We start from the raw sequence: 22,515 nt of genomic DNA, 5'->3' as shown, positions 1-22,515 counted from the left end.
TGCAAAGCGCTGAGGCCCGCGCGGGGCGTCAGCGGGGGGTCAGTCGCGAGGTCAGTTGTCGCCCCACACCGACCGCCGCCGCTCCTTGCGGAACCCGGTCGGCTTCCGCGCCGGATCGGGCGGCGGCGCGCTGCCGGTCACGAGCGCCGCGAGCGCGCGGCTCTCCGCGTCGAGCGCCGCCGCGGCGCCCGCCGACGCGTCCGCGTGCGCGACGCACCGCGACGTGCCGGCGCGCAACGCCTCCAGCGCGGCGCCGACCTGCCGCACGCGCATCGCCTGCGCCTCGCCCGTTCCCGCGCCGGCGGCGACGACGGCCCCGACGCGCCGCACCTGCTCCGCGATCTCGGCCAGCCGCGCCTCGACGGCGCCGTTCAGCGCGACGGCGGCGGTCGCGTGCCCGGCCGCGGTGTCGACGAGCGCCGCCGTCTCCCGCGCCGCCGCGGCCGACCGCCCGGCCAGCGCGCGCACCTCCTCCGCGACGACGGCGAAGCCGCGACCGGCGTCGCCGGCGCGCGCCGCCTCGACCGCCGCGTTCAGCGCGAGGAGGTTCGTCTGGAACGCGATCGCGTCGATCGTCTTCAGCGCCTTCCGCGTCGCCGTCGCCGCCGTCGCCACCTCCGCGATCGTGCTCGTGAGGCGCGCCATGCCCGCCGCGCCGTCGTCGGCCACCGCGCACGCGCCCTCGACGAGCCCACGCACCTCCGCCGCCGTCGCCGAGTGGCGCGCCGTCGCGGCGGCGAGCGCGGCGAGGCTCGTCGCGATCCCGTCGAGCGACGTGCTCTGCTCGACGGCGTGGCGGGCGAGCGCGTCGCTCTCGCCGCCGATGCGCGACGACGTGTCCGACAGCCGCCGCGCGATCGCCGCGACCTCGCCGCGCAGCCGGTCGAGATCCTCGGCGCTCGTGCTCACCGCGCGATGGACCGGAGCGACGACCGCGTCCACGGTCGCGTTCAGCTCCTCGAGCAGCATCCGGTACGCGCCCGCGGCGCGCCACGACTCGGCGCGTTCGGCGAGCCGTCCCGCGCGCGCCGCGGCGGCGATCGCGCGCGTCGTGTCGATGACCTCGCGCACGTCGTCCCGCACGGCGTTCATGCGTAGCGCCACCACGTCGTCGGGCGACCGCGGCTCGAGCCCGCCCGACAGGTCGCCGCGCGCGAGCCGCTCCGCGGCGGCGGCCACCTCGCGCTGATACGCGACGACGTCGCGCAGCGCGTCGGCGAGCGCCGCGATCTCGTCACCGCCGTCGAACGTCGGCAGCTCGCGCTCCGGGTCGCGCTCCGGGTCCCCGAGGTCGCCGTACGCGAGGCGACGCGCGTGGTCGGCGAGCGACGCCAGCGGATCCACGACGCGCCGGACGGCGGCGCGGGCGAGCGCGATCCCGCACCCGACGACGGCGGCCATCCCGCCCAGCAGCGCCGGAACGAGCAGCGCGGGGGCGAGGCGCACGACGACGTACACGACGACGGCGTGCGTTGCGACGACGGCGACGACGGCGCCGATGCCTAACGAGAGCCGCGCGCGCAGACCGACGCGAGCGATGGGGAGCTGGAGCCGCATGGCGGAGGGTGACGGAACGGCGTGACGAGTCCGTGGGAGTCTCGGCATCCGGCCGCGGCGCCTTGAGCGCCGCCCCGGGTCCTCGCCGGCAGTCGTCGCCCGTGGCCGTCGCCTGCAGTCGTCGCCCTTGCTTCTCGCGGGGGGCCCTCGTGATCGTGCGCCGTGCCCACACCGCGACTCGCCACCCGCACGCGCGACGTGCTGACGTCGACGCTGAAGCTGCCGACTAGCCGCATCGCGACGCTCGCCACGCTGCTTGGCGGGCTCCGCGCGGGGATGGCGACCGTGCTCCCGATCCTCGCCGCGTACGCCACGGCGAGGCCGATCCTCATCTGGGCGGCGATGGGCGGGTGGCTCTCGACGTTCGCGGACACCGGCGGCGCGTACCGGGCGCGCGCGCGGCATCTCGCGGCCTTCGCCGTGGGCGGTGCGGTGTCGTGCTTCGTCGGCGCGCTCGCCGCCCGCGCGCCGCTCACGTCGGTGGTCCTCGTGTTCGTGTGGGCGGCGGGCGGCGCGCTGCTGCGACTGTTCGGCGACGCCGCGACGAGCGTGGGAAGCCTGCTCGCCGTGACGTTCGTCGCGTCGCTCGGCACCGCCACCGACGTGCGCGGCGCGGCGGCCCGCGCGGCGCTGCTCCTCGCCGGGTGCGCGTGGGCGATGCTGCTCACGCTGTTCGTGTGGCCGCTGCGCCCGTGGCAGCCCGCGCGCCGCACCATCGCCGCGTGCTACGACCTGCTCGCGGGCTACGCGCGCGGCATGGCGGCGGCGATCGCGTCGGCGCCTAACGGCGGCGCGCCGTGGCACGACCTCGCGCTCCGCGAGCACGCGGCCATCCGCACGGCGATCGAGACGGCCCGCGTGACGTTCGGCGAGACGCGGCGCACGCGCGTCGGGTCGAGCCGGCGCGGCGAGGACCTCGTCGTGCTGCTCGAGTCGGCGGAGCTGCTGTTCGAGACGCTCGTTGCCGCGGCGGACCAGGTGGAGGCGACCGCGCGCGCGGCGAGCGACCGGCGCGCCGGCGGCACGGCCGACGCGCAGCCGTCCGACGACCGCCTCGTGCACGCGCTCGTCGACGCGGTGGACGCGGTGGGCGACGCGCTCACGTCCGTCGCCGACTCCATCCCCGTGATCGGTCGGTGGCGCGCGTCGCCGCCGCCCACCGCGCACCGCGCCGACCGCGCGATCGTCGCGCTGTGGGAGGCCGCCGAGACGGAGCACGATCCGTCGTCGCCGCGCGCGACCGCAGCGCGCAACGCGGCCGCGCTGCTGGAGCACGCCGTCACGCTCGTCGACACCGGCGCGGAGGCGGCCGCGTCGCTCCTCAGCGGCGGACAGGCGCCGGCCGGCACACCGCGCGCGCCGGCGCAGGATCTCGACGCCGACCTGCGCGCCGCGCAGCCGGCCCCATGGACGGTCCTGCGCGCGAACCTCACGCCCGACTCGCTCGCGATGCGCCACGCGATGCGCGTCGCCGTCGTCGCGGCGGTGGCCACCTGGCTCGGGGCCGTGGCGCGCCTGCCGCACGCGACGTGGGTGACGACGACGGCGCTCATCGTGCTGCAGCCGTACGCGGGGCTCACGCAGCGGCGTGGCCTCGAGCGGCTCACGTGGACGCTGCTCGGCGGGCTCGTATCCGCGCTGCTCGCGGCCGTGGTGCGCGACCGGCTCGCGATCGGGGCGATCATGTTCCCACTCGCCGTGGCGAGCATCGCGGTGCGCGCATCGCACTACGGGCTGTTCACGTTCTTCCTCACGCCGGTATTCGTGCTGCTCGCCGAGCCGGCGGCGGGGGACTGGTCGGTGGCGCTCGTGCGCGGGCTCGACACGCTGTTAGGCGGCGCGCTCGCGCTCGTGGCGAGCCGCGTGCTGTGGCCGAGCTGGGAGTACCGCCGCCTGCCGTCGGAGCTCGGCCGGATGCTCGACGCGCTGCGCGGCTTCTTCCGCGCGGTGGAGTGGCGCGCCGTCGGCGCCGAGTCGGCGTCGCAGGAGCAGGTCGCGGCAGCGCGACGCGCCGTGGGGCTCGCGAGCAACAACGTCGACGCGGCGATCCAGCGGTTCCTCGGTGAGCCACCCGGACGCGTCGCCGACGTCGAGTCGCTGATGACGATGCTGACGTTCGTGCGGCGCATGGCCGGCGCGCTGACGACGATCGCGGTGAGCGGCGGCGGGCTGCGGCCCACGTCCGCGGAGCACCTGGTGCTCGCCCGCGCGCTCGACGTCGCGCTCGCGGACCTCGGCGACGCGGTGCGCGAGGAGCGCGCCCCGCCGCCGCTCCCCGAGCCGGTCGCGCGCCTCGCCCACCGCCGCGCGGACCCGACCGTGCCGCGCGACCGTCGCGCGCTGCGCAGCACGCACGAGCTGCCCGCCGTCGGCGTGGGGCTCGAGCGGCTCGCGCGCCAGGTGGGCGTGCTGCACGCGGCGGCGGCGCGCGTGTACGCGGGTTGAATCGAACCGCGGAGGACGCAGAGGGTCGCAGAGGACTGCCTCTTCGAATAGCAGAAGCTCTGGGGATGAAAGGATCCTGAGGGATCCTGGGATCCTTTCATCCCCAGGTCTCTGCGGTCGATGTTCTCTGCGGCCCTCTGCGTCCTCCGCGGTTCGTTCACACAGCCAAGGCAGTTCCCCGCGGGCTCCGCGGCTCCGCGTGAGACGAACGGCATGGACAACTCCATGCACGCGTCGCAGCTTCGCGACTCCCGCCTGGTCCCCACCGCATCTCCACGACCCATGCGCAGTCTCCTCGCCGCCTCGCTGCTCGCTCTCACGGTCGCCTCGTCCGCGCGCGCCCAGGACGAGCGCAAGCTCGTCGCGTTCGTCGACTCCGTCGCGAACGCCGCCGTCTCCGCCCACAAGACGCCGGGCGTGTCGGTCGCGATCGTGCGGCGCGGACGCACCGTGCTGGCGAAGGGCTACGGCTACGCGGACCTCGAGAACGACGTGCCGGCCGCCCCGAACACGGTCTATCGCATCGGCTCCATCACGAAGCAGTTCACGGCCGCGGGGATCATGCGGCTCATGGAGCAGGGGAAGCTCTCGCTGGACGACACGCTGCAGAAGTTCCTGCCCGGGTTCCCGACGCAGGGGAATCGCGTCACCATCCGCCACCTCCTGAACCACACGTCGGGGATCAAGAGCTACACGAACCTCGGCCCGAAGTGGGCGCGGGTCATGCGCATCGACCTCGTGCCCGATTCGCTCGTCGCGCTGTTCGCGAGCGAGCCGTTCGACTTCAAGCCGGGCGATCGGTGGTCGTACGACAACTCCGGCTACTTCCTGCTCGGCATGGTCATCGAGAAGCTGAGCGGGAAGCCGTACGGGCAGTACGTGCAGGACGAGTTCTTCACGCCGTTAGGCCTGACGGGCACGGTGTACTGCGACCAGGCGCCGCTCATCAAGCACCGCGCGCAGGGATACGCCCCGAAGCCCGGCGGGCAGTTCGTGAACGCCGAGCCGCTCAGCATGACGCAGCCCTATGCGGCGGGGTCGCTCTGCTCCACGGTCACCGACCTCGCGGCGTGGACGCTCGCGCTCTCGTCGGGCAAGGTCGTGAGCCCGGCGTCGTATCGACAGATGACCACCCCGGGCACGCTGAACGACGGCAAGCCGCTCACGTACGGGTTCGGGCTCGGCGTCGGCACCCTGCGCGGCCATCGACAGGTGAGCCACAACGGCGGCATCAACGGCTTCATCTCCGAGCTGCACAACTACGTCGACGACTCGCTGGTCGTCGTGGTGCTGACGAACGTCATGAATCTCACGGCGCCCGAGCTGGAGCGCGTCATCGCGCGCCGCGCGCTCGGCGTGCAGGATCTGCCCGTCGTGGCGATCGACGCGGCGGGGCTGGCGCGCCTCACCGGCGAGTACGCGCTGCCGAACGGGCGCGTGAGGGTGTTCGCCGAGAACGGGCAGCTCCGCATGCAGACCGGGACGCAGCCGCCGGTCGCGCTGAAGCACATCGGCGGCGATCGCTTCGTGCGCGAGGACAACGACGACATCGAGTTCGCGTTCACCGCCGGTACGCCGTCGCCGAGCGTGGTGCGGCGCGCGAACGGCGATTCGCTCACGATCAAGCGACTGCCGTAGCGCCGCCTAACGGTCCTCGCGGAGCATCGCCTCGCGCCGCTCGGCGAGGCGATGCTCCAGTGCCACGGGATAGGGCACGGGGTTCACGAGTCGGCGCACGTCCGCCGGGAGCGCGGCGCACGACGACAGCGCGCGGTCGCGCGCGACGTCCAGCGGCTCGTCGGCGCGCACGCGTCGTCCGCCGCGGAACGCGGGCCGGAGCAGCTCCACGCCGTCGCCCTCGGGCGGCCCGGAGAGCTCGTCCCAGATCACGTCGCGCACCGCCGTGCCGCCCGCCGAGTAGCGGCGCACCTGCAGCATGCCGGGCGTGCTCGCCTTCGCGGCCTGCTCGGAGTGCTTCACGCGCGGCTCCCACGCGCCGCCCGGCTCGCGCACCGCGGCGAGCTTGTACACCGCGCCGAGCGCGGGCTCGTCGTACGCGGTGGCGAGCCGCGTGCCCACGCCCCACACGTCGATGCGCGCGCCGGCCGCCTTCAGCTCGGCGATGCGATGCTCGTCGAGATCGTTCGTCGCGAGCACCTTCGCGTCGGGAAAGCCCGCATCGTCGAGCAGCGCGCGCGCGGCGACGCTGAGCGCGCACAGGTCGCCGGAGTCGAGGCGCACGCCGAGCAGCCGCTGCCCGCGTGCGCGCAGGCGCCGTCCCATCTCGATCGCGTTGCGCACGCCGTCGAGCGTGTCGTACGTGTCGACGAGGAACACGCCGTTGTTCGGCATCGCGTCGGCGTACGCGGAGAACGCCTCGCGCTCCGAGTCGAACGACATGACCCAGCTGTGCGCGTGCGTGCCGCTGACCGGGATGCCGTACAGCTTTCCCGCGAGCACGTCGGACGTGGCCGAGCAGCCGCCGACGTACGCGGCGCGGCTCGCCGACAGCCCGCCGTCGGGGCCCTGCGCGCGTCGCAGGCCGAACTCCAGCACCGCGTCGTCGCCGGCCGCGTGGCGCACGCGCGCCGCCTTCGTGGCGACGAGCGTGGAGAAGCCGACGAGCGTGAGCAGCGTCGTCTCCACGAGCTGCGCCTGCGCGATCGGCCCGACGACGCGCACGAGCGGCTCGTTCGGGAACACCACGGCGCCCTCGTCGACCGCATCGACGTCCAGCGTTAGGCGCAGGTCGCCGAGCCAGTCGAGGAAGGCGCGGTCGAACAGCGGCGCGTCGTCGGCCCCGGTGAGCCCTGCGAGATACGCGAGGTCGTCGTCGCCGAAGCAGAACCGCTCCAGGAAGTCGCAGACCGGGCCCAGCCCGCACGCCACGGCGTAGCCGCCGTCGAACGGCAGGGTGCGGAAGTACAGGTGGAACGCCGCCTCGTGCGCGTCGCGCCCGGCGCGCCAGTAGCTGTACGCCATCGTGAGCTCGTACAGGTCGGTGAGCAGCGCGGGGGGCGGAGCGGTGCGGGTCGGGCCGGGCATGTCGGGGCTCGGGACTCGGTGTCGGTACGCGGGCGAACGTAACGGGGCGGCGTGCACCGGGGGTAGCGCACGAGCCGCGCCGGGCTCGGCGGCCGGGGCGCGCAAAAGTGGGATTCCAAAGGTCGGCGGTACGGTCGTTGCGCAGCCGGGGGCGAGTTAGGCGCGTCCGGCGGTGCCGGGCGGCGCGCTCCCAGACCACCGAGGACTCTCCACGATGAAGCGAGCACTCCTACTGATCGGCGGCATGTTCCTCGTCGGCGCGTGCGGCAAGAAGGACAGCGCCGTGACGACGGACAGCGCGGCGGCCGCGGGCGTCGGCGCGTCGGCCAGTGCGCCCGCCATGACGGCGCCGACGACGACCCCGACCGACAGCGCGGCGGCCGCGGGCGCGACGACGGGCGCCGCGCCCGGTACCGCGCCCGGCGCCACGACGGGCGCGCGGCCGGACACGTCGGCGACGAAGAAGCCCTGATCTGGTCCGCGGGGGCGGGTGACGGCGCCGATCGTCGGTACGTACGTCGGCAAGCACGTCAACCAGTACATCAGCTAGTCGTTGTCCGGCACCGTTGCCCGCCGCCCGCTCTCCGTCACGACATCACCGACCGCGACGTCGCCGCCGCGCACGACGAGGGCGTTCTGCGCGAAGAGGACGTTCTCGCCGCGGCGCCGGTACGTGGCGAGCGTGCGCAGCGGCTCGCCGCGCGCCGACGCGCGCCCGGTGGCGGGGTCCACCGTCGTGAGCACGCAGCGCGCGCACGGCTTCGCCACGCGCAGCGCCACGCCGCCTAACGACACGTCGCGCCAGCCGTCCTCGGCGAACGGCGCGTCGACGCCCTCCACCACGACGTTCGGGCGGAACCGCTCCATGCCGACCGCGCTCGCGCCGTGTGCGACGAGGTGCGCGTTGAGGTCGGCCAGCGACTCGCGCGACACGATCAGCACCGGGAACGCGTCGGCGAACGCGGCACGGTCGTCGGGACCGGCGTACGTCGGATCGACGCGGCGGCGCACGTCGTCGGGCATGTACACGAGATGCGCGGGTCGGCCGAGCGCCTCGGAGAACCACGCGTCGACGTCGCCGCCGTACGTCTCCGCGTCCACGATGTCGGCCCACACGCGCACGCGGCGGCGCGTGGTGCCGGGCGGCGGCGGCGCGACGGTCAGCGGCTCCTGGCCCGGGGCGGTGACGTGCACGCCGCCGTCGGTCGGGGTGGCGTGCACGAGCGCCATCCGCGGCAGCGCGCGCTGCGTGTAGAACACGCCGTCGTCGGCCACCAGCATCCAGCGCCGGTCGCCGGCGAATCCGAGGTCGCCGACGGTGGCGCGCTCGAGCCGCACGCCGCCGAGCGACTTGATCGGGTACACGCGCAGCTCGGCCACCCGGCCGAGCGTGCGTGGGGCGGTGGGAGGCGGCGTCACGCGCGAAAGCTACACCGACTCGGCCGGCGGCGCCTCGCTCCGGCGGCGCGCGCCTAACACGCCGGCGAGCAGCACGCCGACGCCGACCGCGCCCGCCACGGCCGTGAGCCGAGGGTGCAGCACCGCGCTCGTGTACAGGCTCGAGTCCTTCGTGTCGCCCTCCCAGTTGCGGCCGCGCTCTCCGCCGTCGTCCGCCACCGGCGCGTACAGGTTGTCGGGGCGCTCGCCCACCGGTCGATCGGTCTTCTGGGTGTCGAACATCTTGCGCTCCATGTACCGATCCGTGAGCCCCGGTGCGAGCGCCTCCGCGATCGGCAGCTGGACCGCCGCGCCGCCGGCGATCAGCTCGCGCACCGGCTTCGCCGCCGCCTCGAGGATCGCCTCCGCGACGACCTCGGGCACGTACACCGGCGGGATCGGCTGCGGCTCGACGCCCATGTAGCTCTTCGCCTTCTGGAACAGTGGCGTGTCGATCGACGCCGGCTTGATGAGCGTGATCGAGATGGGGACGCCGTCGGCGTGCAGCTCCATGCGCAGCGCGTCGGTGAAGGCCTTCACCGCGTGCTTCGCCGCGCAGTAGTTCCCCTGCAGCGGGATCGCGCGGTCGGCGAGCGCGCTCGCCACGTTCACGATCGCGCCGCCGTCGCGTCCCATGCGCTGCACCGCCGTGCGGCTGCCGTGCACCGTGCCCCAGTAGATGACGTCGAACTGTCGGCGCATGTCCTCCATCGACACGTCCATCACCTTGCCGTAGAGGCCGACGCCCGCCGCGTTCACCCACGTGTCGATGCGGCCGAACTCGCGCACCGCCGTCTCCGCGATGCGCTCCACCTGCCCGGCGTCCGCGACGTCGGCCACCTGGTGGACGGCGCGTCCGCCGCGCGCGCGGATCTCGTCGACCGCCGACGCGAGGTCGTGCTCGTTGCGCGCGGCGAGCACGACGCGCGCCCCGCGCTCCGCCGCGGGTCGCGCCGTCGTGCGGCCGATCCCGCTCGACGCGCCGACCACGACGACGACCTGCTCTCCGATCGGACGCAGGGAGATGTGCATGGCTGATCCTCCGTGTAGCTCAGTGATGCATGAGTGACTCGAACAGCGCGCGCACGCGGTCGCCGACGCCCGCGTGCAGCGACTCCGGCGGCGGCTGGTGGACGACGTGCAGCGTGCCGCGCTTCTCCACGACCTCGGCGTGCGCGCGTCCCGACGACGCGTCGCGCACGAAGCGCAGCGTCGCCGTCGCGCCGGCGAGACGCAGGTCGCGCACGGTGACCTCCGGCAGCCATTCGGGCAGCACGGGGTCGACGACGAGCAGCTCGAGCGGCGCGACCGGCTGCAGGCCGAGCAGCGACTGCAGCAGCATGGTGTATGCGCTCTGGTTCCACGCCTGCATCGGGTTCGCGCGCGGGTACGCGCCCGGCTGCGGGAACTCCGAGCGCGCGTAGCCGCCGACGCACTCGGGAATGCGTCCGCGCTCGTACAGCGTCGCGAGGTCGACCACGGCGCGGGTGAGCTCCAGCGCGCGCCCGTCGAAGCCGAAGCGGCGCAGGCCGAACACGGTGGTCGCGTTCTCCACCGGCCACACGCTGCCGAGGTGATAGGCGAGCGGGTTGTACGCCACGTGCGCCGACGACAGCGTGCGGATCCCCCACCCGCTGAACAGGTCCGGCGCGAACAGCCGCCCCACCACCGGCGGCACGTGGTCCGGCGCGACGATTCCCGCCGCGAGGCAGTGCCCCACGTTCGACGACGCGCTGCGCGCCGGCCGCTTGTCGGCGTCGAGCGCGAGCGCGAAGAAGCCGTCCTCGGGGAGCCACCAGTCGCGGTTGAACCGCTCGCGCAGCTCCGACGCGGAGCGCCACCACGCCTTCGCATCCTCGGTCGCGCCGAGGGCGAGACACATCCCGGCGGTGAGCTGCTGCGCCGCGAACCAGTACGCCTGCAGCTCGCAGGTGCCTAACGGCGCCGGCACCGGCGTGCCGTCCTCGTAGAGGATCGCGTTGCCGCTGTCCTTCCACCCCTGGTTCTTCGTCCCCTTCGGCGACCGCGTCTGATACTCGAGAAAGCCGTCCTGGTCCGGATCGCCGAGCGTACGCGCCCAGTCGAGGATGCGGCGCGCGACGTCCCAGTGCCGGCGCACGCACGCCGCGTCGCCGGTCCACGCGAACAGGTTGCCGAGCCCGATCACGAACAGCAGCGGGCTCGCGAAGTCGGCGTAGTACGCGTCGTACGGGTTGAGGCCGAGCCGCGCGAGCGGGCCGCTGCGGACCTGATACGGGATGCGCCCGGGCTGCGCGTCGCGCCAGTCGTCGGTGTGGTCGCTCTGCATGCGGCCGAGCCGCGCGAGGCTCGCGTCGAGCAGCTCGGCGCGATCGAACATCGCCGTCTGCCAGCCCACCGTGAGCGCGTCACGGCCGAACAGGGCGGGGTAGAGCGGGATCCCCGCCTGGATCGCCCGCCACTCGTCGGGCGCGCCGTCGAGCAGCGCGAGCGACACCACGTCGTCGGCGCCCTGGTTCACGAGCGCGGCCACGCCGACGTCGTCGCCGGCCGGCACCTCCACGCGGGCGAGCGATGCGCGCCACGCCTCGAGCCGCCCGCGCCGCGCCGCCTCGCCCGCGTCGTCCGGCACGCCGGCGCCGAGTGGCACGACGCGCAGCGCCAGCGTCGCGCTCGCGCGCGGCGCGAGATCGACGCGCGTCGTTAGGCGCCCCGGCGTGATGCGCCACTCCGCCGCCCCCTCCGCGCGGATGCGCGTGCCGATCGGCAGCTGCGGGTGCGTGTAGTCGAAGCGGAGCGTCGCCGCGTCTTCCGTCGCATCGCGCACCGCCGCGTCCTGCTGTCGCTCGCCGGAGAACGCCTCCTGGATGTCGGCGAAGTCCGCCGCGACCTCCCACGCGACCTCCAGCGTCACCGGCTCCTGCGCGCGGTTCGTGAGCGTGGCGCTGGCGACGAGCGATGCCGGGCCGACGCGGTGGTGCAGCCGCACGTCGATCGCGCGCTGCGGGACGCCGTGCGGATCGCGCCAGGTCGTGTCGTCGGAGACGTCGGTGCCGCCGCCGCCGAAGTGCGTGAGCTCGGGGTAGGCGAGCACCATCGCGAGCTCGTCGTGCGCGGCCGACGCGTCGGCGCACAGCCATGGCGCCACCCCGTTGACCGTGAGACGGAGCGCGCGCAGGTGGCGCGCCTCGCGGTAGTAGTAGCCGGTCAGCGCGTCGTCGTCGCCGCACTCCCCGCGTGCGTTCGTGACGAGCAGCGACGTGCCGTGCCAGGCGTGGCGCTGGTGCGCGGCGACGTGCGAGCGGCTGAGGTTGAGCGGCACCCGGACCCCTTCTTGCAGACAGATAGTCAATGAGAATCTGCGGTATTCCGCTCCGGTTGCACGACCCGTTCCTTCTGCGCCGCGGAGGGTGGCGATGGAGAGCAAGGCGAAGCTGCTCGGGCACCCGATCCACCAGATCCTGATCGTCTTCCCACTCGGCCTGCTCGGGATGGCGGTCATCTTCGACGTGCTGCGCGTCGCCGCCGGCTGGGCGCTCGGCACCACGGTCTTTCACATGATCGCCGCGGGCGTCGTCGCGGGCCTCGTGGCTGCGGTGTTCGGCCTCGTCGACTGGTCGGCGATCCCCGGCAGCACCCGCGCGAAGGGGGTCGGCGCGCGGCACGGGCTCGGGAACGTCGTCGTCGTGGTGCTCTTCCTCGCGAGCTGGTGGCTGCGGCGCGACGATCCCGCGAATCCCCCGTCGACGGCGTTCGTGCTCTCGCTCCTCGGCGGCGGCCTCGCGCTCGTCACCGGATGGCTCGGCGGCGAGCTGGTGAACCGACTCGGCGTCGGCGTCGACGACGGTGCGCACCTCGACGCGCCGAGCTCCCTCTCGGGTCGGCCGGCGCGGTCGTCGGAGCGCTGACGCGCGGCTACTTCAGTCGGTACAGGAAGATCCCGTAGCCCACGCCCGCGGGGTCCCTGCTGCGCGCCGACTGGAACGCGAAGAACTTTCCGTCGGGGCTGACCGAGGGGTTGGATGCCTTGTAGCCCTCGTAGTCGCCCCACCGCGTCATGCGCACGAACTCCGTGCTGTTAGGCACGAGCCGCATCTTCCACAGGTCGATGTAGCTCGCGTTCTGCCGTTCCGGTCCGCCCTGGTCGCGGCTGGACTCCACGAGCTCCCACGCGCCGTCGGGGGAGACGCCCTCGCCCTCGTTGTACTCGCCGTCCACCTTGCGGTACGTGGTGACGGCATGCGTGGCGAGGTCGATGCCGAACACGTCGGCCTTTCCGCCGTCGCGGTAGCACGTGTAGACGAGCTCCCGGTCGTCGCGGCGGAAGTCCTGCGCCTCGAGCGTGCACGCGGGCCGCCGCGCGCGAAGCACCTCGGTGCGGTTCGCGAGCCGCGGCGCGCCGTTCTCGTACACGACGTCGGCGACGTACATCACCGACTCGCCCTCCGCCACCGAGTCGGGGTACTGGCCGTGCGTGTTCGACCAGGCGATGCGCAGGCGCGAGCGCGACACGGCCACGCCCTCTGAGAGCTTCTGGCCGAGCGCCACGGGCGGCGACTGCGCGTCGGGCTTCATCACCCACAGCTCCTCGTCGCGGTCGCGCGTCGTGCGGATGTCCTTGAAGTCGCGCGCGCCGATGAGCAGCAGATCGCCGTTAGGCAGGTAGTGCACGCGCAGGAAGCCCGCGTGGCGGAAGTGCGCGGTGAGCATGCGCACGAGCCGCGTGCGCAGGTCGATCTCGAACGCGTCGCCGAAGCTCTTGCCCATGAACGCGATGCGCCGCCCGTCGGGCGACCAGACGGCGCGCTCGCCGAACGCGGTGAGCTGCGTGATGTTCGGCGGCAGGTGCGCCTCGGGGCTGCCGGCCTTCGTGGGCTGCGCCGCGAGCGGCGTCGCGAGCCACGTCGCGAGCGCCAACGCTGCTGCGATGGGTCTCCTCATGGTGTGCTCTCCCGGTGCGCCGTTCAGGACTCCACGTACTCGTCTTCGGGGGACTGAAGGAGGACTGAAGGAGGACTGAAGCAGGACAACAACAAAGAAGTTGTGGTTGGTCCTTCTTCAGTCCTCCTTCAGTCCTCCTTCAGTCCTACACGAAACACGTACGTGGAGCCGTGCGGAGCGCGCGTCAGTCGGTCCGACCGACGACCGCGACCTCGTGATCCAGCACCGATGGCAGCTCGAACTCGACCCAGCCGTCACGGCTCACAGCGGCCACGTCGACGTTCGCGACGAGCAGCCGTACGCGGCTCGCGCGCACGTCGCCGGCCCGCACGCGCACGCGCAGCGGCCCCACGCGAATCAGCTCGTCCACCGGCGCGCGCCACGTGCCCGCGCTCGTGAGGTTCACGACGTGCAGCACGAGGCGTCCCGGCTGCCGGTACAGGTGGCAGTCGACGAAGCCGGCGCCGTCGACGTGCAGCGGGATCGTGTCGGCCGCCGCCCACCGCACGAGGTTCGCGAGCAGGTCGCCGTGGTCGGGCAGGTTGTCGCGGGCGTACCGCCGGTCGAGGTCCGCGGGGAGGAAGGCGACGCGGCCGTTCACGAGCAGCGCCGGCACGTCGGTGCGCGGCTCGCGCATCCACGCCTCCTCCGGCGGGAACGTCGGCGACGGGGGAATCCACGTCGCGAGCACCCGTGCCGAGGGCTCGACGCGGAGCGGCTGCAGCACGCCGCCGAACGCGAGGATGTCCGTCTCGTCGAAGCCCGCGAGCGCGGCGTGGCGTGCGCCGGTGGACGGCGTGCGCGGCGCACCCGGGCCGTATCCCCACGCGCGCGACGCGGGGAGCAGGCGCAGGTACGTGTGCTCGGTGCGCCCCGCCTGGCGACGTACGATGCTCTCCGCCGCCGCGTGCGCGCCGAACAGATCGGCGAGCGCGTAGTCGGGGCGCGCGTCGCCCCACTCGTCGAAGCGGCTGCTCTCGCCCGTCGCGATCACCGCGCCGCCGGCGGCGACGAAGCCGCGCACCGCGTCCACCTGCGCCGTCGTCATCGCGCCGACGTCGGGGAGGATGAGGGCCGAGAAGCGGTGGCCGTCGCGCGCGAGGTGGTCCGCGTGCACCGGCAGGTACGGGATGCGTGCGCGCACGAGCGCGTTCGTCCACCCGCGGCGCGGCAGCTCCACGAGGTCGTCCACCGCGTCGCGCCCGTAGAAGTCGCCGTTCGTCTGCGACCACACGATGCCGACCGTGGCGACGGGCGTGCGGCCGACGAGATACCGCTCGTGCGCGGCGTGCCAGCGCGTCACCGGCTCCGCCGTGCGGAACATGCGCCGGTCCTCGTGCGCGGCGCCGACGTGGTGCCACCACGGCTGGATGCCGCCGGCGATGCCGTCGAGCATCCACATCCGGGCCTCGTTAGGCGGCTTGGCCGCGAGGCGGAACTGGCTCGGGCCGGCCTGGTACATCGCCATGCTCTCGGGAACGACCCTGTCCCAGCCGAGCAGCCCGTGCACCAGCTTTCCGGCGTCGCCGTTGCTCTGGAAGCCGCTCGCGTTCGTGCGGAACTGGTGGTCCAGCAGCACGAGCTCGGAGCGCTCGCAGATCGCCTTGAAGTCGCGGAACGCGCTCGACTGCCCGGAGATGGACCCGCTGTTCATGCCGATCCACAGGCAGTCCGGTCCGCCCACGTCGCGCGTCGTGTGGTTGAACAGGTCCCAGATCTCGAGGCGGCGCGCGTAGCTCCACGCGATCCACCGGCGGTACGTCGGGTCGTTCCAGTCCCGCGCGCGCGGCAGGGTCCCGAACTTCCGCTCGCAGTTCGCGCAGTGGCAGATGCTGTCGCGGCGCAGCCCGTTCCAGTTGTTGTCGGCGAACCCCTCGGGGTGCGACCGCTCGACGATCTCGCGCAGCACCGACGGGATGTACTCGTCGTAATACGGGCTGTTGACGCACGCGACGTAGAGATCCGTGTCGCGGTACGGCTTCCCGTCCGCGTCGACGGCGAACCAGTCGGGATGCGCGCGATAGAAGTCCTCGTGCGCGCGGTTGGAGTCCATGCGCGCGAGCACTGCGAGCCCATCGTCGTGCGCGGCGCGCGCCAGCTCGCCGAACAGGTCGCGGTCGCCGAGTCCCGCGGCGCGGTAGTGGAGCGGGAAGCGGCTCGGGTAGTACGCGACGATGCCACCCGCGTTCACGATGACGCCCTGCGTCGCGGTGCGCTTCCAGTGCTGGCGCCACCACGCGACGTCGTAGCTCGCGACGTCGATCTCGCGCACGTTCGTCTGGCCCCACCGGAGCACGCGTCGGTACCACGGCGCGGGCGCGGCGCCGGCCGGGGTCGGCTCGCGCAGCGCGGCGGCACCGCACAGCGCGAGCGAGCGCCCGACGAACTCTCGGCGTAGCATCGACGACCTCCGGTGAGCGGTGAGGCGAGCGGTCGCTAGAATGCGCCCCATGGCTCCGGTTCGGTAGTCAGTCTCCAACGACGGAGGATCGATGCACTCGTCTCATCGCGTCTACGGCGCGGCGGTCGCCACGCTCGCCTCGCTCGTCACGATCGCCGCGTGCTCCAAGCGCGACGCATCGTCCGCGGCCGACACCGCCGCGACGTCCGCCGCGCCCGCGACGCCGGCCCCAGCGCCAGCGGCCGCGGCCCCGGCGACGAGCGACACGCTCGTGCGCGGTACGGTCGCCAGCGTGACCGACACCGTGCTCACGATCCGCGCGGCCGACGGCGGTCAGGTGCGCGTCGCGCTCGCGTCGCCGGTCACGGTGTTCGCGCGCGAGAAGGCGGACCTGTCGCGCGTGACGGAGCGGTCGTTCGTCGGCGTGACGTCGGTCGCGCAGCCCGACGGCAGTCAGCGCGCGACGGAGATCCACATCTTCCCCGAGGCGCTGCGCGGGCTCGGCGAGGGCAGTCGTCCGATGGGCGCGGCGTCGGGCACGGGCGGACGCACGATGACCAACGGCACGGTGGCCGCGGGCGCGTCGCGCATGACCAACGGCGCCGTGCGCGCGCAGTCGGGCGGCACGCTCTCCGTCGAATACAACGGCGGGTCGCAGACGATCACGGTTCCGCCCAACGTGACGGTGACCGCGCTCGCGCCGACCACCGCGCCGCTGCGCGCCGGCGCGAACGTCGTCGTGCTCGCGACGCGGCGGGCCGACGGCTCGCTGCAGTCGTCGCGCGTGCTGCTCGCCGCGCCGACGCCCGCGCGCTGACTAACGGATCGCCGCCACGCCGTCGGTGTCGATCCCGTGCTCCAGCACGTAGCGCGTCACCACCGCGGCGGACGACGCGCCGAGCTTCCGGGCGAGGCTCTCGCGGTACGTGTTCACGGTGCGCACGCCGACGCCGAGCGCCGCGGCGATCTGCTTCGTGGTGAGACCCGCGGCCACGCGCACCGCGACCTGCCGCTCGCGGCGGCTGAGCGCCCCGGCGACGCGCGGCGCCGGGCACTGGGCGCGGAGCGCGCACGCGGCGCACCGCCCGCCGAGCAGCGTCCCGATCGTGGCGCAGAGCTCCTCCACGCCGGCGTCGCGGGGGACGCAGGGGAGGGCGGCGCCGCCGTCGGCGGGGGCGTCGCCCAGGCGCAGGAGGCACGCGGCGGGGGCGGCGCGGCGCAGCGCGTCGAGCCCCGCGGCCTCGGCGGCGCCCGACGGCGCGGCGGCGAGCAGCACGACGTCCGGCCGGCACCGCCCGGCCACGGGCACGCTCTCCTCGACGTCCGCCGCCTCGGCCACGACCGCCAACCCGGGGGTCGCTCCGATCACGGCCCGCAGGCCGGCACGCACGAGGGCGTGCTCCGCCACGAGGAGGATGGTGGTGTCGTCCGGCGTACCCGAGCGCATCGGGAGAATATCACTCCGGATTCCGGGCACGTGGAAGGGGCGCCGGTTCGGTAGAACTGCCGAATGCCCCGCCGCGCGGGCCGGCCGTAGGATGCAGGCGACGATGCTACATGAGAAGCATTCTCAACGAGTCGTCCCGACCTCCACGACCCGATGCCCACGACCCGTCCCCGCCACGCGCTGCTCCTCCTCGGCAGCCTCGCGCTCGGCGCTCCCCTGGCCGCCCAGACGACGCCCGACAGCGCGCCGCGTCGGCGACCCGACTCCACCGCCCAGGCGCTCGCCGCCATGCGCGTGACCGCGGGCCGCGCCCGGACCGGCGCCTATGCCCCCGCACGCACCGCCACGGCGACGAAGACCGACACCCCGCTCCGCGACACCCCGCAGGCGGTCTCCGTGGTCACCCGGCAGCTCATCGCCGACCAGGCCATGCAGGGAATGGCCGACGTCGTCCGCTACGTGCCCGGCGTGTCGATGAGCGGCGGCGAGGGGCACCGCGACCAGCCCACCATCCGCGGCAACTCGTCCACCGCCGACTTCTTCGTCGACGGCGTCCGCGACGACGCGCAGTACTACCGCGACCTGTACAACGTCGAGCGGGTGGAGGCGCTGAAGGGGTCGAACGCGATGATCTTCGGCCGCGGCGGCGGTGGGGGCGTCATCAACCGCGTGATGAAGCAGGCGGAGTGGGCGCCGACGCGCACCATCACCGTCGAGGGCGGCTCGTTCGACCACAAGCGCGGCGCGCTCGACGTCGGAGCCGCGCTCGGCCGCGCCGCGGTGCGGCTCGACGGCGTGTACGAGAAGTCGGGCGTGTTCCGCGATGTGCCCGGCTTCCGGCGCTACGGCGTGAACCCGACCGCCGCGCTCGCGCTCTCGCCGAGCACCACGCTGCGCGCGAGCTACGAGTACTTCGACGACGACCGCACCGTGGACCGCGGCATCCCGTCGTTCCAGGGGCGCCCGTCGCCGGCCGACGTGCGCACGTTCTTCGGCAACCCGGCGGTGAACCGCGCGTTCGCGCACGTGCACCAGGGCAGCACGACGATCGAGCACGTGGCCGCGCGCGGCCTGCGTGTCACGAACCGCACGCGTCTCGCCGACTACGACAAGTTCTACCAGAACACCTACCCGGGTGCGGTGAACGCCGCGGGCACGCAGGTGTCGCTCTCGGCGTACAACCACGCGCTCCGCCGCCGCAACCTGTTCAATCAGACGGACGTCGTGCTGCCGTTAGGCACCGGCGCCGCGCGCCACACGCTGCTCGTCGGCGCGGAGGTCGGCCGGCAGCGCACCGACCAGGTGCGGCAGACCGGGTACTTCGATGGCATCGCGACGTCGCTCAGCGTGCCGTTCGCGCAGCCGACGGTCGAGACGCCGGTGACGTTCCGGCCGAGCGCGACCGACGCCGACAACCTCGCGCGCGCCACCGTCGCCGCCGCGTACCTGCAGGACCAGCTCGCGCTCGGCGAGCACGTGCAGGCTGTCGTCGGCGTGCGCTACGACCGCTTCGCGATCGCGTACCACAACGATCGCACGGGGCAGCGCCTCTCGCGCACCGACCGCCTGGTGTCGCCGCGCGCGGGACTCGTGCTGAAGCCCGCGACACCGCTCTCGCTCTACGGGAGCTACGGCGTGTCGTTCCTGCCGAGCTCCGGCGACCAGTTCACCGCGCTCACGGTGACGTCGCAGACGCTGGAGCCGGAGCGGTTCACGAACCGCGAGATCGGCGCGAAGTGGGACGCGCGCGCGGATCTCGCGCTCACGGCGGCGGCGTATCGCCTCGACCGCACGAACACCTCGGCGCCCGATCCGTCGGACCCGGCGAAGGTGGTGCAGACCGGCGCCCAGCGCACGACCGGCATGGAGCTCGGCGTCACCGGCAACGTGACGCGCGCCTGGCAGATCGCCGGCGGTCTCGCGGCGCAGCGGGCGCGCATCGTGAGCACGACGAGCGCCGCGAAGGCCGGGCAGACCGTGCCGCTCGTGCCGCGTCGCACGCTGTCGCTGTGGAACCGCTACCAGATCCTCCCCGCGCTCGGCGCCGGCGTCGGCATCGTGCGGCAGAGCGACGTGTACGCGGCGATCGACGACGCGGTGACGCTGCCGGGGTTCACGCGTGTCGACGGCGCGGTGTACGTGGGGCTCGCGCGGAACGTGCGCGCGCAGCTCAACGTCGAGAACGTGCTCGACGCGCGCTACTACGGCGTCTCGAACGGGAACAACAACATCATGCCCGGCGCGACGCGCACCGTGCGCGTGTCGCTCACGACGGGGTTCTGACCGCGCGCGGGTTCCCGAGGATCCAGCGGATCCCCTCCGTGACGGACATCGGGCGCGGCGGCTGGAACGACGGCGCGCGCAGCCCCGCGGGGTACGGACGGCCGTTCAGGATGCAGCTGATCGCCTCGGCGAGCAGCACCTCGCGCGGGACGGCGCTGGTGTAGGCGGCGGGCTCGCGACGGGTCTCGCGCTTGGTGCTCATGGGACGCTCCGCGTGTGGTGTGGGGCCACTATGGGCCTCGGCGTCCCCCGACCAAGGGTCGAACGACCCACGGCCGCGCCCCGTGCGCCGCGGCGTGACGGCGCTTAACATCGCAGCGTGCACGCGATGATCCTCGAGGTGCCGGGCGGGCGCCTGCGCGCGGCCGAGCTGCCGGTGCCGTCCGTCGGCGCGGGGCAGCTCCTGCTGCGGGTGCGCGCCTGCGGCGTCTGCCGCACCGACCTGCACGTCGTCGACGGCGACCTGCACGACGCGAAGCGCCCCGTCACCCCGGGACACGAGATCGTCGGCGAGGTGGTGCGGGCCGGCGACGGCGCGTCGCGCTACGCAGTCGGCGCGCGCGTCGGTGTGCCGTGGCTGGGCTGGACGTGCGGCGTGTGTCGCTACTGCCGGGCCGGACGCGAGAACCTGTGCGAGCGCGCGCGGTTCACCGGCTACACGCTCGACGGCGGCTACGCGGAGTACGTCGTGGCCGACGAGCGGTTCTGTCTCCCGGTGCCCGACGCGTACGACGACGAGCACGCGGCGCCGCTGCTGTGCGCGGGGCTCATCGGCCACCGCGCGCTGCGCGCGGCCGGCGATCCGGCGACGGTCGCGCTGTACGGCTTCGGCGCCGCGGCGCACATCGTCGCCCAGGTCGCGCGACACGAGGGGCGGCGCGTCTTCGCGCTCACGCGCCCCGGCGACGAGGACGGGCAGCGCTTCGCGCGCGCGTTAGGCGCGGCGTGGGCGGGCAGCTCGGAGGAGGGTCCGCCGGAGCCGGTGGACGCGGCCATCATCTTCGCGCCGGTGGGCGCGCTGGTGCCCGCGGCGCTGCGCGCGGTGGACAGGGGAGGCGTGGTGGTGTGCGCCGGGATCCACATGAGCGACATCCCGAGCATGCCGTACGAGATCCTGTGGGGCGAGCGCACCGTGCGGTCGGTCGCGAACCTCACGCGCCGCGACGGCGAGGAGTTCATGGCGCTCGCGCCGCGCGTGCCGGTGCGCACGGAGGTGCGGGCGTACGCGCTCGACCGCGCGAACGACGCGCTCGACGATCTGCGCGCGGGGCGCGTGACGGGGGCCGCGGTGCTCCGGCCCTCTGCCAGCGGCGTCGCGTAGCATGTCAGAGGCGTCGCCCACGAAGCGTCGGCTCGTCCGTCTCTGGCGGTCGACGATGGTGGTGGTCCAGCCGCTGTTCCCGCTGCTGCTGTTCGCCGCGGCGCTGTGGGCGCTGCAGCGGCTGCTCGCGGACTACGATCTCCACGAGGTCGTGAGCGCGGTGTCGGCGGTCCGGCCCGGCGCGCTGCTGCTCTCGCTCGCGACGACGGCGCTCGGCTACCTCGCGCTCGTCGGCTACGACTACGTCGCGTTCCGCTTCATCGAGCGGCCGCTGCCGCTGCGTGCGATGCTCGTGCCGTCGTTCGTGAGCTTCGCGGTGGCGAACAGCGCGCCGGCGTCGGTGCTCACGGGCGGCGGCGTGCGCTATCGCGTGTACGCGAGGCATGGCCTCACCGTGAAGCAGGCGGCCGCCGTCGCGGGGTTCGACGTCGTGACGTACGTGGTGGGGCTGCTCGCGCTGAGCGGGATCGCGCTCGTGGCGGGACCCGGCGCGAGCGAGGCGGCGCCCGCGTGGGCGGCCGTGTCCGGACGCACGCTCGGTGTGGTGCTGCTCGTCGTCGTGGTCGCGTACTTCGTCGTCGCGGTCGCGTGGCGCCGTCCGCTGCGGCTGTTCGGCCGCGACCTGCGCATGCCGTCGCCGCAGCTGGCGCTCGCGCAGCTCGCGGTCTCGGCGGCGGACTGGATCCTCTCGTCGGGCGCGCTGTACGTGCTGCTCGCCGACGTGGGGCGGCTGCCGTACCTCGCGTTCCTCACGCGATTCCTCGTCGCGGCGGTCGTGTCGCTCGTCGTGCCGATTCCCGGTGGGCTCGGCGTGTTCGAGGCGGTGGTGCTGTACCTCACGTCGAGCGGCACGCCGGCGCCGCGCGTGCTCGCCGCGCTGCTGGTGTATCGCGTCGTGTACTACCTGCTGCCGCTCGTCGCCGCGGGCGCGCTGCTGCTCGCCGCCGCGGTGCGGCGTGCGGGCCGAGGCGGCGTGCGTCCGGGTCGATGGATCGTCGATCAGCTGCTGCACGCGGCGCCGCGGCTCGTGTCGCTCACGACGTTCCTCTCCGGATGGCTGCTGCTCGTCACGGGGACGCTGGCGACGGACGAGCGACGCCTCGCGTGGCTGTCGCACGTGCTGCCGCTCGCGCTCGTCGAGGCGTCGCACTTCCTCGCCAGTGTGCTCGGCGCGGCGATGCTGATCGTCGCGTGGGGGCTGGAGCGACGCGCGCGCTCGGCGTACCACCTCGCCGTCGCGCTCTACGGCCTCGGCATCGTCGCGTCGCTGCTACGCGCGGCGGACGTACGGCTCGCCGCGGGGTTGCTCGCGGCGCTTCTCGTGCTCGTGGTCGCGGAGCGAAAGTTCCCGCACCGCCAGCCGGGCGACCTGCTGCGCGAGCCGTTCGCCGCCGGATGGGTGGTCGGCATCGGCGCCGCGTTCGTGGTGACGCTGTCCGTCGGCATGTTCGAGTACCACGGCGTGCGCTACTCGAGCCAGCTCTGGTGGCGCGTCGCGCTGGACGACCGCGTGCCACGCGCGCTCCGCGCCGCGGTCGGCGCGAGCGTCACGTTCCTCCTCTTCGCGCTCGCCCGCGTGCTCGCCCGTCACGCGCCGCGCCCGATCGCGCGGTCCAGTCGCTCGGAAGCCTGAGCGCGCTGGCTTACGCGTGGACACGC

At 73.9% G+C, this 22,515-nt stretch carries 17 protein-coding genes; 8 read left to right on the top strand and 9 right to left on the bottom strand.

Annotated elements, in window-relative coordinates:
• Positions 1-51: 51 nt before the first annotated feature.
• Positions 52-1,557, bottom strand: a complete 1,506-nt coding sequence (locus tag J421_RS32175; protein ID WP_025413032.1) for a methyl-accepting chemotaxis protein — start codon at positions 1,555-1,557, stop codon at positions 52-54.
• 162 nt (positions 1,558-1,719) lie between these two features.
• Here J421_RS32175 and J421_RS20420 point away from each other — a divergent pair, with 162 nt between their 5' ends.
• On the top strand, positions 1,720-4,002 hold the full coding sequence (locus J421_RS20420; protein ID WP_025413031.1) for an FUSC family protein: 2,283 nt from the start codon (positions 1,720-1,722) through the stop codon (positions 4,000-4,002).
• Between the two features lie 282 nt (positions 4,003-4,284).
• Complete coding sequence (locus J421_RS20415) at positions 4,285-5,640, top strand: serine hydrolase domain-containing protein (RefSeq protein ID WP_025413030.1); 1,356 nt, start codon at positions 4,285-4,287, stop codon at positions 5,638-5,640.
• A gap of 6 nt (positions 5,641-5,646) precedes the next feature.
• On the opposite strand, the gene J421_RS20410 is transcribed toward J421_RS20415, so the two are convergent.
• Entirely contained in the window at positions 5,647-7,047 is a 1,401-nt protein-coding gene (locus J421_RS20410; RefSeq protein ID WP_025413029.1) for a nicotinate phosphoribosyltransferase, read from the bottom strand.
• A 214-nt stretch (positions 7,048-7,261) separates the two neighbouring features.
• On the opposite strand from J421_RS20410, the gene J421_RS20405 reads away from it, so the two are divergent.
• Positions 7,262-7,519 (top strand): hypothetical protein, encoded by a 258-nt coding sequence (locus J421_RS20405; protein WP_148306422.1) that lies wholly within the window; start codon positions 7,262-7,264, stop codon positions 7,517-7,519.
• Positions 7,520-7,593: 74 nt separating this feature from the next.
• On the opposite strand, the gene J421_RS20400 is transcribed toward J421_RS20405, so the two are convergent.
• The 3 genes from J421_RS20400 to J421_RS20390 are packed head-to-tail and all read right to left on the bottom strand — an operon-like array spanning position 7,594 to position 11,785.
• Positions 7,594-8,466 carry an MOSC domain-containing protein gene (locus tag J421_RS20400; protein ID WP_104022869.1) on the bottom strand — a complete coding sequence of 291 codons (873 nt, stop codon included), beginning with the start codon at positions 8,464-8,466 and terminating at the stop codon, positions 7,594-7,596.
• 9 nt (positions 8,467-8,475) lie between these two features.
• Positions 8,476-9,516 (bottom strand): SDR family oxidoreductase, encoded by a 1,041-nt coding sequence (locus J421_RS20395; RefSeq protein WP_025413026.1) that lies wholly within the window; start codon positions 9,514-9,516, stop codon positions 8,476-8,478.
• A 19-nt stretch (positions 9,517-9,535) separates the two neighbouring features.
• Positions 9,536-11,785 (bottom strand): amylo-alpha-1,6-glucosidase, encoded by a 2,250-nt coding sequence (locus J421_RS20390; protein ID WP_025413025.1) that lies wholly within the window; start codon positions 11,783-11,785, stop codon positions 9,536-9,538.
• A gap of 94 nt (positions 11,786-11,879) precedes the next feature.
• Between J421_RS20390 and J421_RS20385 the strand changes: the two genes are divergently transcribed.
• A complete protein-coding gene (locus tag J421_RS20385; RefSeq protein WP_025413024.1) occupies positions 11,880-12,371 on the top strand; it encodes a DUF2231 domain-containing protein in 492 nt (163 codons plus the stop codon).
• 7 nt (positions 12,372-12,378) lie between these two features.
• On the opposite strand, the gene J421_RS20380 is transcribed toward J421_RS20385, so the two are convergent.
• Complete coding sequence (locus J421_RS20380) at positions 12,379-13,404, bottom strand: TolB-like translocation protein (protein ID WP_104022867.1); 1,026 nt, start codon at positions 13,402-13,404, stop codon at positions 12,379-12,381.
• A 184-nt stretch (positions 13,405-13,588) separates the two neighbouring features.
• Positions 13,589-15,805: an alpha-amylase family protein gene (locus J421_RS20375; RefSeq protein WP_025413022.1), complete on the bottom strand. Its 2,217-nt coding sequence runs from the start codon at positions 15,803-15,805 to the stop codon at positions 13,589-13,591.
• A gap of 91 nt (positions 15,806-15,896) precedes the next feature.
• On the opposite strand from J421_RS20375, the gene J421_RS32935 reads away from it, so the two are divergent.
• Positions 15,897-16,622: a hypothetical protein gene (locus J421_RS32935; protein ID WP_025413021.1), complete on the top strand. Its 726-nt coding sequence runs from the start codon at positions 15,897-15,899 to the stop codon at positions 16,620-16,622.
• On the opposite strand, the gene J421_RS20365 is transcribed toward J421_RS32935, so the two are convergent.
• Positions 16,623-17,252: a response regulator transcription factor gene (locus J421_RS20365; RefSeq protein WP_025413020.1), complete on the bottom strand. Its 630-nt coding sequence runs from the start codon at positions 17,250-17,252 to the stop codon at positions 16,623-16,625.
• Positions 17,253-17,405: 153 nt separating this feature from the next.
• Here J421_RS20365 and J421_RS20360 point away from each other — a divergent pair, with 153 nt between their 5' ends.
• On the top strand, positions 17,406-19,535 hold the full coding sequence (locus tag J421_RS20360) for a TonB-dependent receptor (RefSeq protein WP_025413019.1): 2,130 nt from the start codon (positions 17,406-17,408) through the stop codon (positions 19,533-19,535).
• Here J421_RS20360 and J421_RS20355 read toward each other — a convergent pair.
• Entirely contained in the window at positions 19,519-19,737 is a 219-nt protein-coding gene (locus tag J421_RS20355; protein ID WP_025413018.1) for a hypothetical protein, read from the bottom strand. The genes J421_RS20360 and J421_RS20355 overlap by 17 nt on opposite strands.
• A gap of 117 nt (positions 19,738-19,854) precedes the next feature.
• On the opposite strand from J421_RS20355, the gene J421_RS20350 reads away from it, so the two are divergent.
• Positions 19,855-20,856 (top strand): zinc-dependent alcohol dehydrogenase family protein, encoded by a 1,002-nt coding sequence (locus J421_RS20350; RefSeq protein WP_025413017.1) that lies wholly within the window; start codon positions 19,855-19,857, stop codon positions 20,854-20,856.
• 1 nt (position 20,857) lies between these two features.
• Complete coding sequence (locus J421_RS20345) at positions 20,858-22,489, top strand: lysylphosphatidylglycerol synthase domain-containing protein (RefSeq protein ID WP_104022866.1); 1,632 nt, start codon at positions 20,858-20,860, stop codon at positions 22,487-22,489.
• Positions 22,490-22,515 lie beyond the last annotated feature (26 nt).

It is taken from the genome of Gemmatirosa kalamazoonensis (assembly GCF_000522985.1).
Classification (GTDB): domain Bacteria; phylum Gemmatimonadota; class Gemmatimonadetes; order Gemmatimonadales; family Gemmatimonadaceae; genus Gemmatirosa; species Gemmatirosa kalamazoonensis.
This window is presented reverse-complemented; position numbering and strand designations above follow the sequence as displayed.

Bases quoted from the DNA above. Each gene is read 5' to 3' on its own strand.
- J421_RS32175 (WP_025413032.1), bottom strand. From the start codon at position 1,557: ATGCGGCTCCAGCTCCCCATCGCTCGCGTCGGTCTGCGCGCGCGGCTC.
- J421_RS20415 (WP_025413030.1), top strand. From the start codon at position 4,285: ATGCGCAGTCTCCTCGCCGCCTCGCTGCTCGCTCTCACGGTCGCCTCG.
- J421_RS20410 (WP_025413029.1), bottom strand. From the start codon at position 7,047: ATGCCCGGCCCGACCCGCACCGCTCCGCCCCCCGCGCTGCTCACCGAC.
- J421_RS20405 (WP_148306422.1), top strand. From the start codon at position 7,262: ATGAAGCGAGCACTCCTACTGATCGGCGGCATGTTCCTCGTCGGCGCG.
- J421_RS20395 (WP_025413026.1), bottom strand. From the start codon at position 9,516: ATGCACATCTCCCTGCGTCCGATCGGAGAGCAGGTCGTCGTCGTGGTC.
- J421_RS20385 (WP_025413024.1), top strand. From the start codon at position 11,880: ATGGAGAGCAAGGCGAAGCTGCTCGGGCACCCGATCCACCAGATCCTG.
- J421_RS20380 (WP_104022867.1), bottom strand. From the start codon at position 13,404: ATGAGGAGACCCATCGCAGCAGCGTTGGCGCTCGCGACGTGGCTCGCG.
- J421_RS20375 (WP_025413022.1), bottom strand. From the start codon at position 15,805: ATGCTACGCCGAGAGTTCGTCGGGCGCTCGCTCGCGCTGTGCGGTGCC.
- J421_RS32935 (WP_025413021.1), top strand. From the start codon at position 15,897: ATGCACTCGTCTCATCGCGTCTACGGCGCGGCGGTCGCCACGCTCGCC.
- J421_RS20365 (WP_025413020.1), bottom strand. From the start codon at position 17,252: ATGCGCTCGGGTACGCCGGACGACACCACCATCCTCCTCGTGGCGGAG.
- J421_RS20360 (WP_025413019.1), top strand. From the start codon at position 17,406: ATGCCCACGACCCGTCCCCGCCACGCGCTGCTCCTCCTCGGCAGCCTC.
- J421_RS20355 (WP_025413018.1), bottom strand. From the start codon at position 19,737: ATGAGCACCAAGCGCGAGACCCGTCGCGAGCCCGCCGCCTACACCAGC.
- J421_RS20345 (WP_104022866.1), top strand. From the start codon at position 20,858: ATGTCAGAGGCGTCGCCCACGAAGCGTCGGCTCGTCCGTCTCTGGCGG.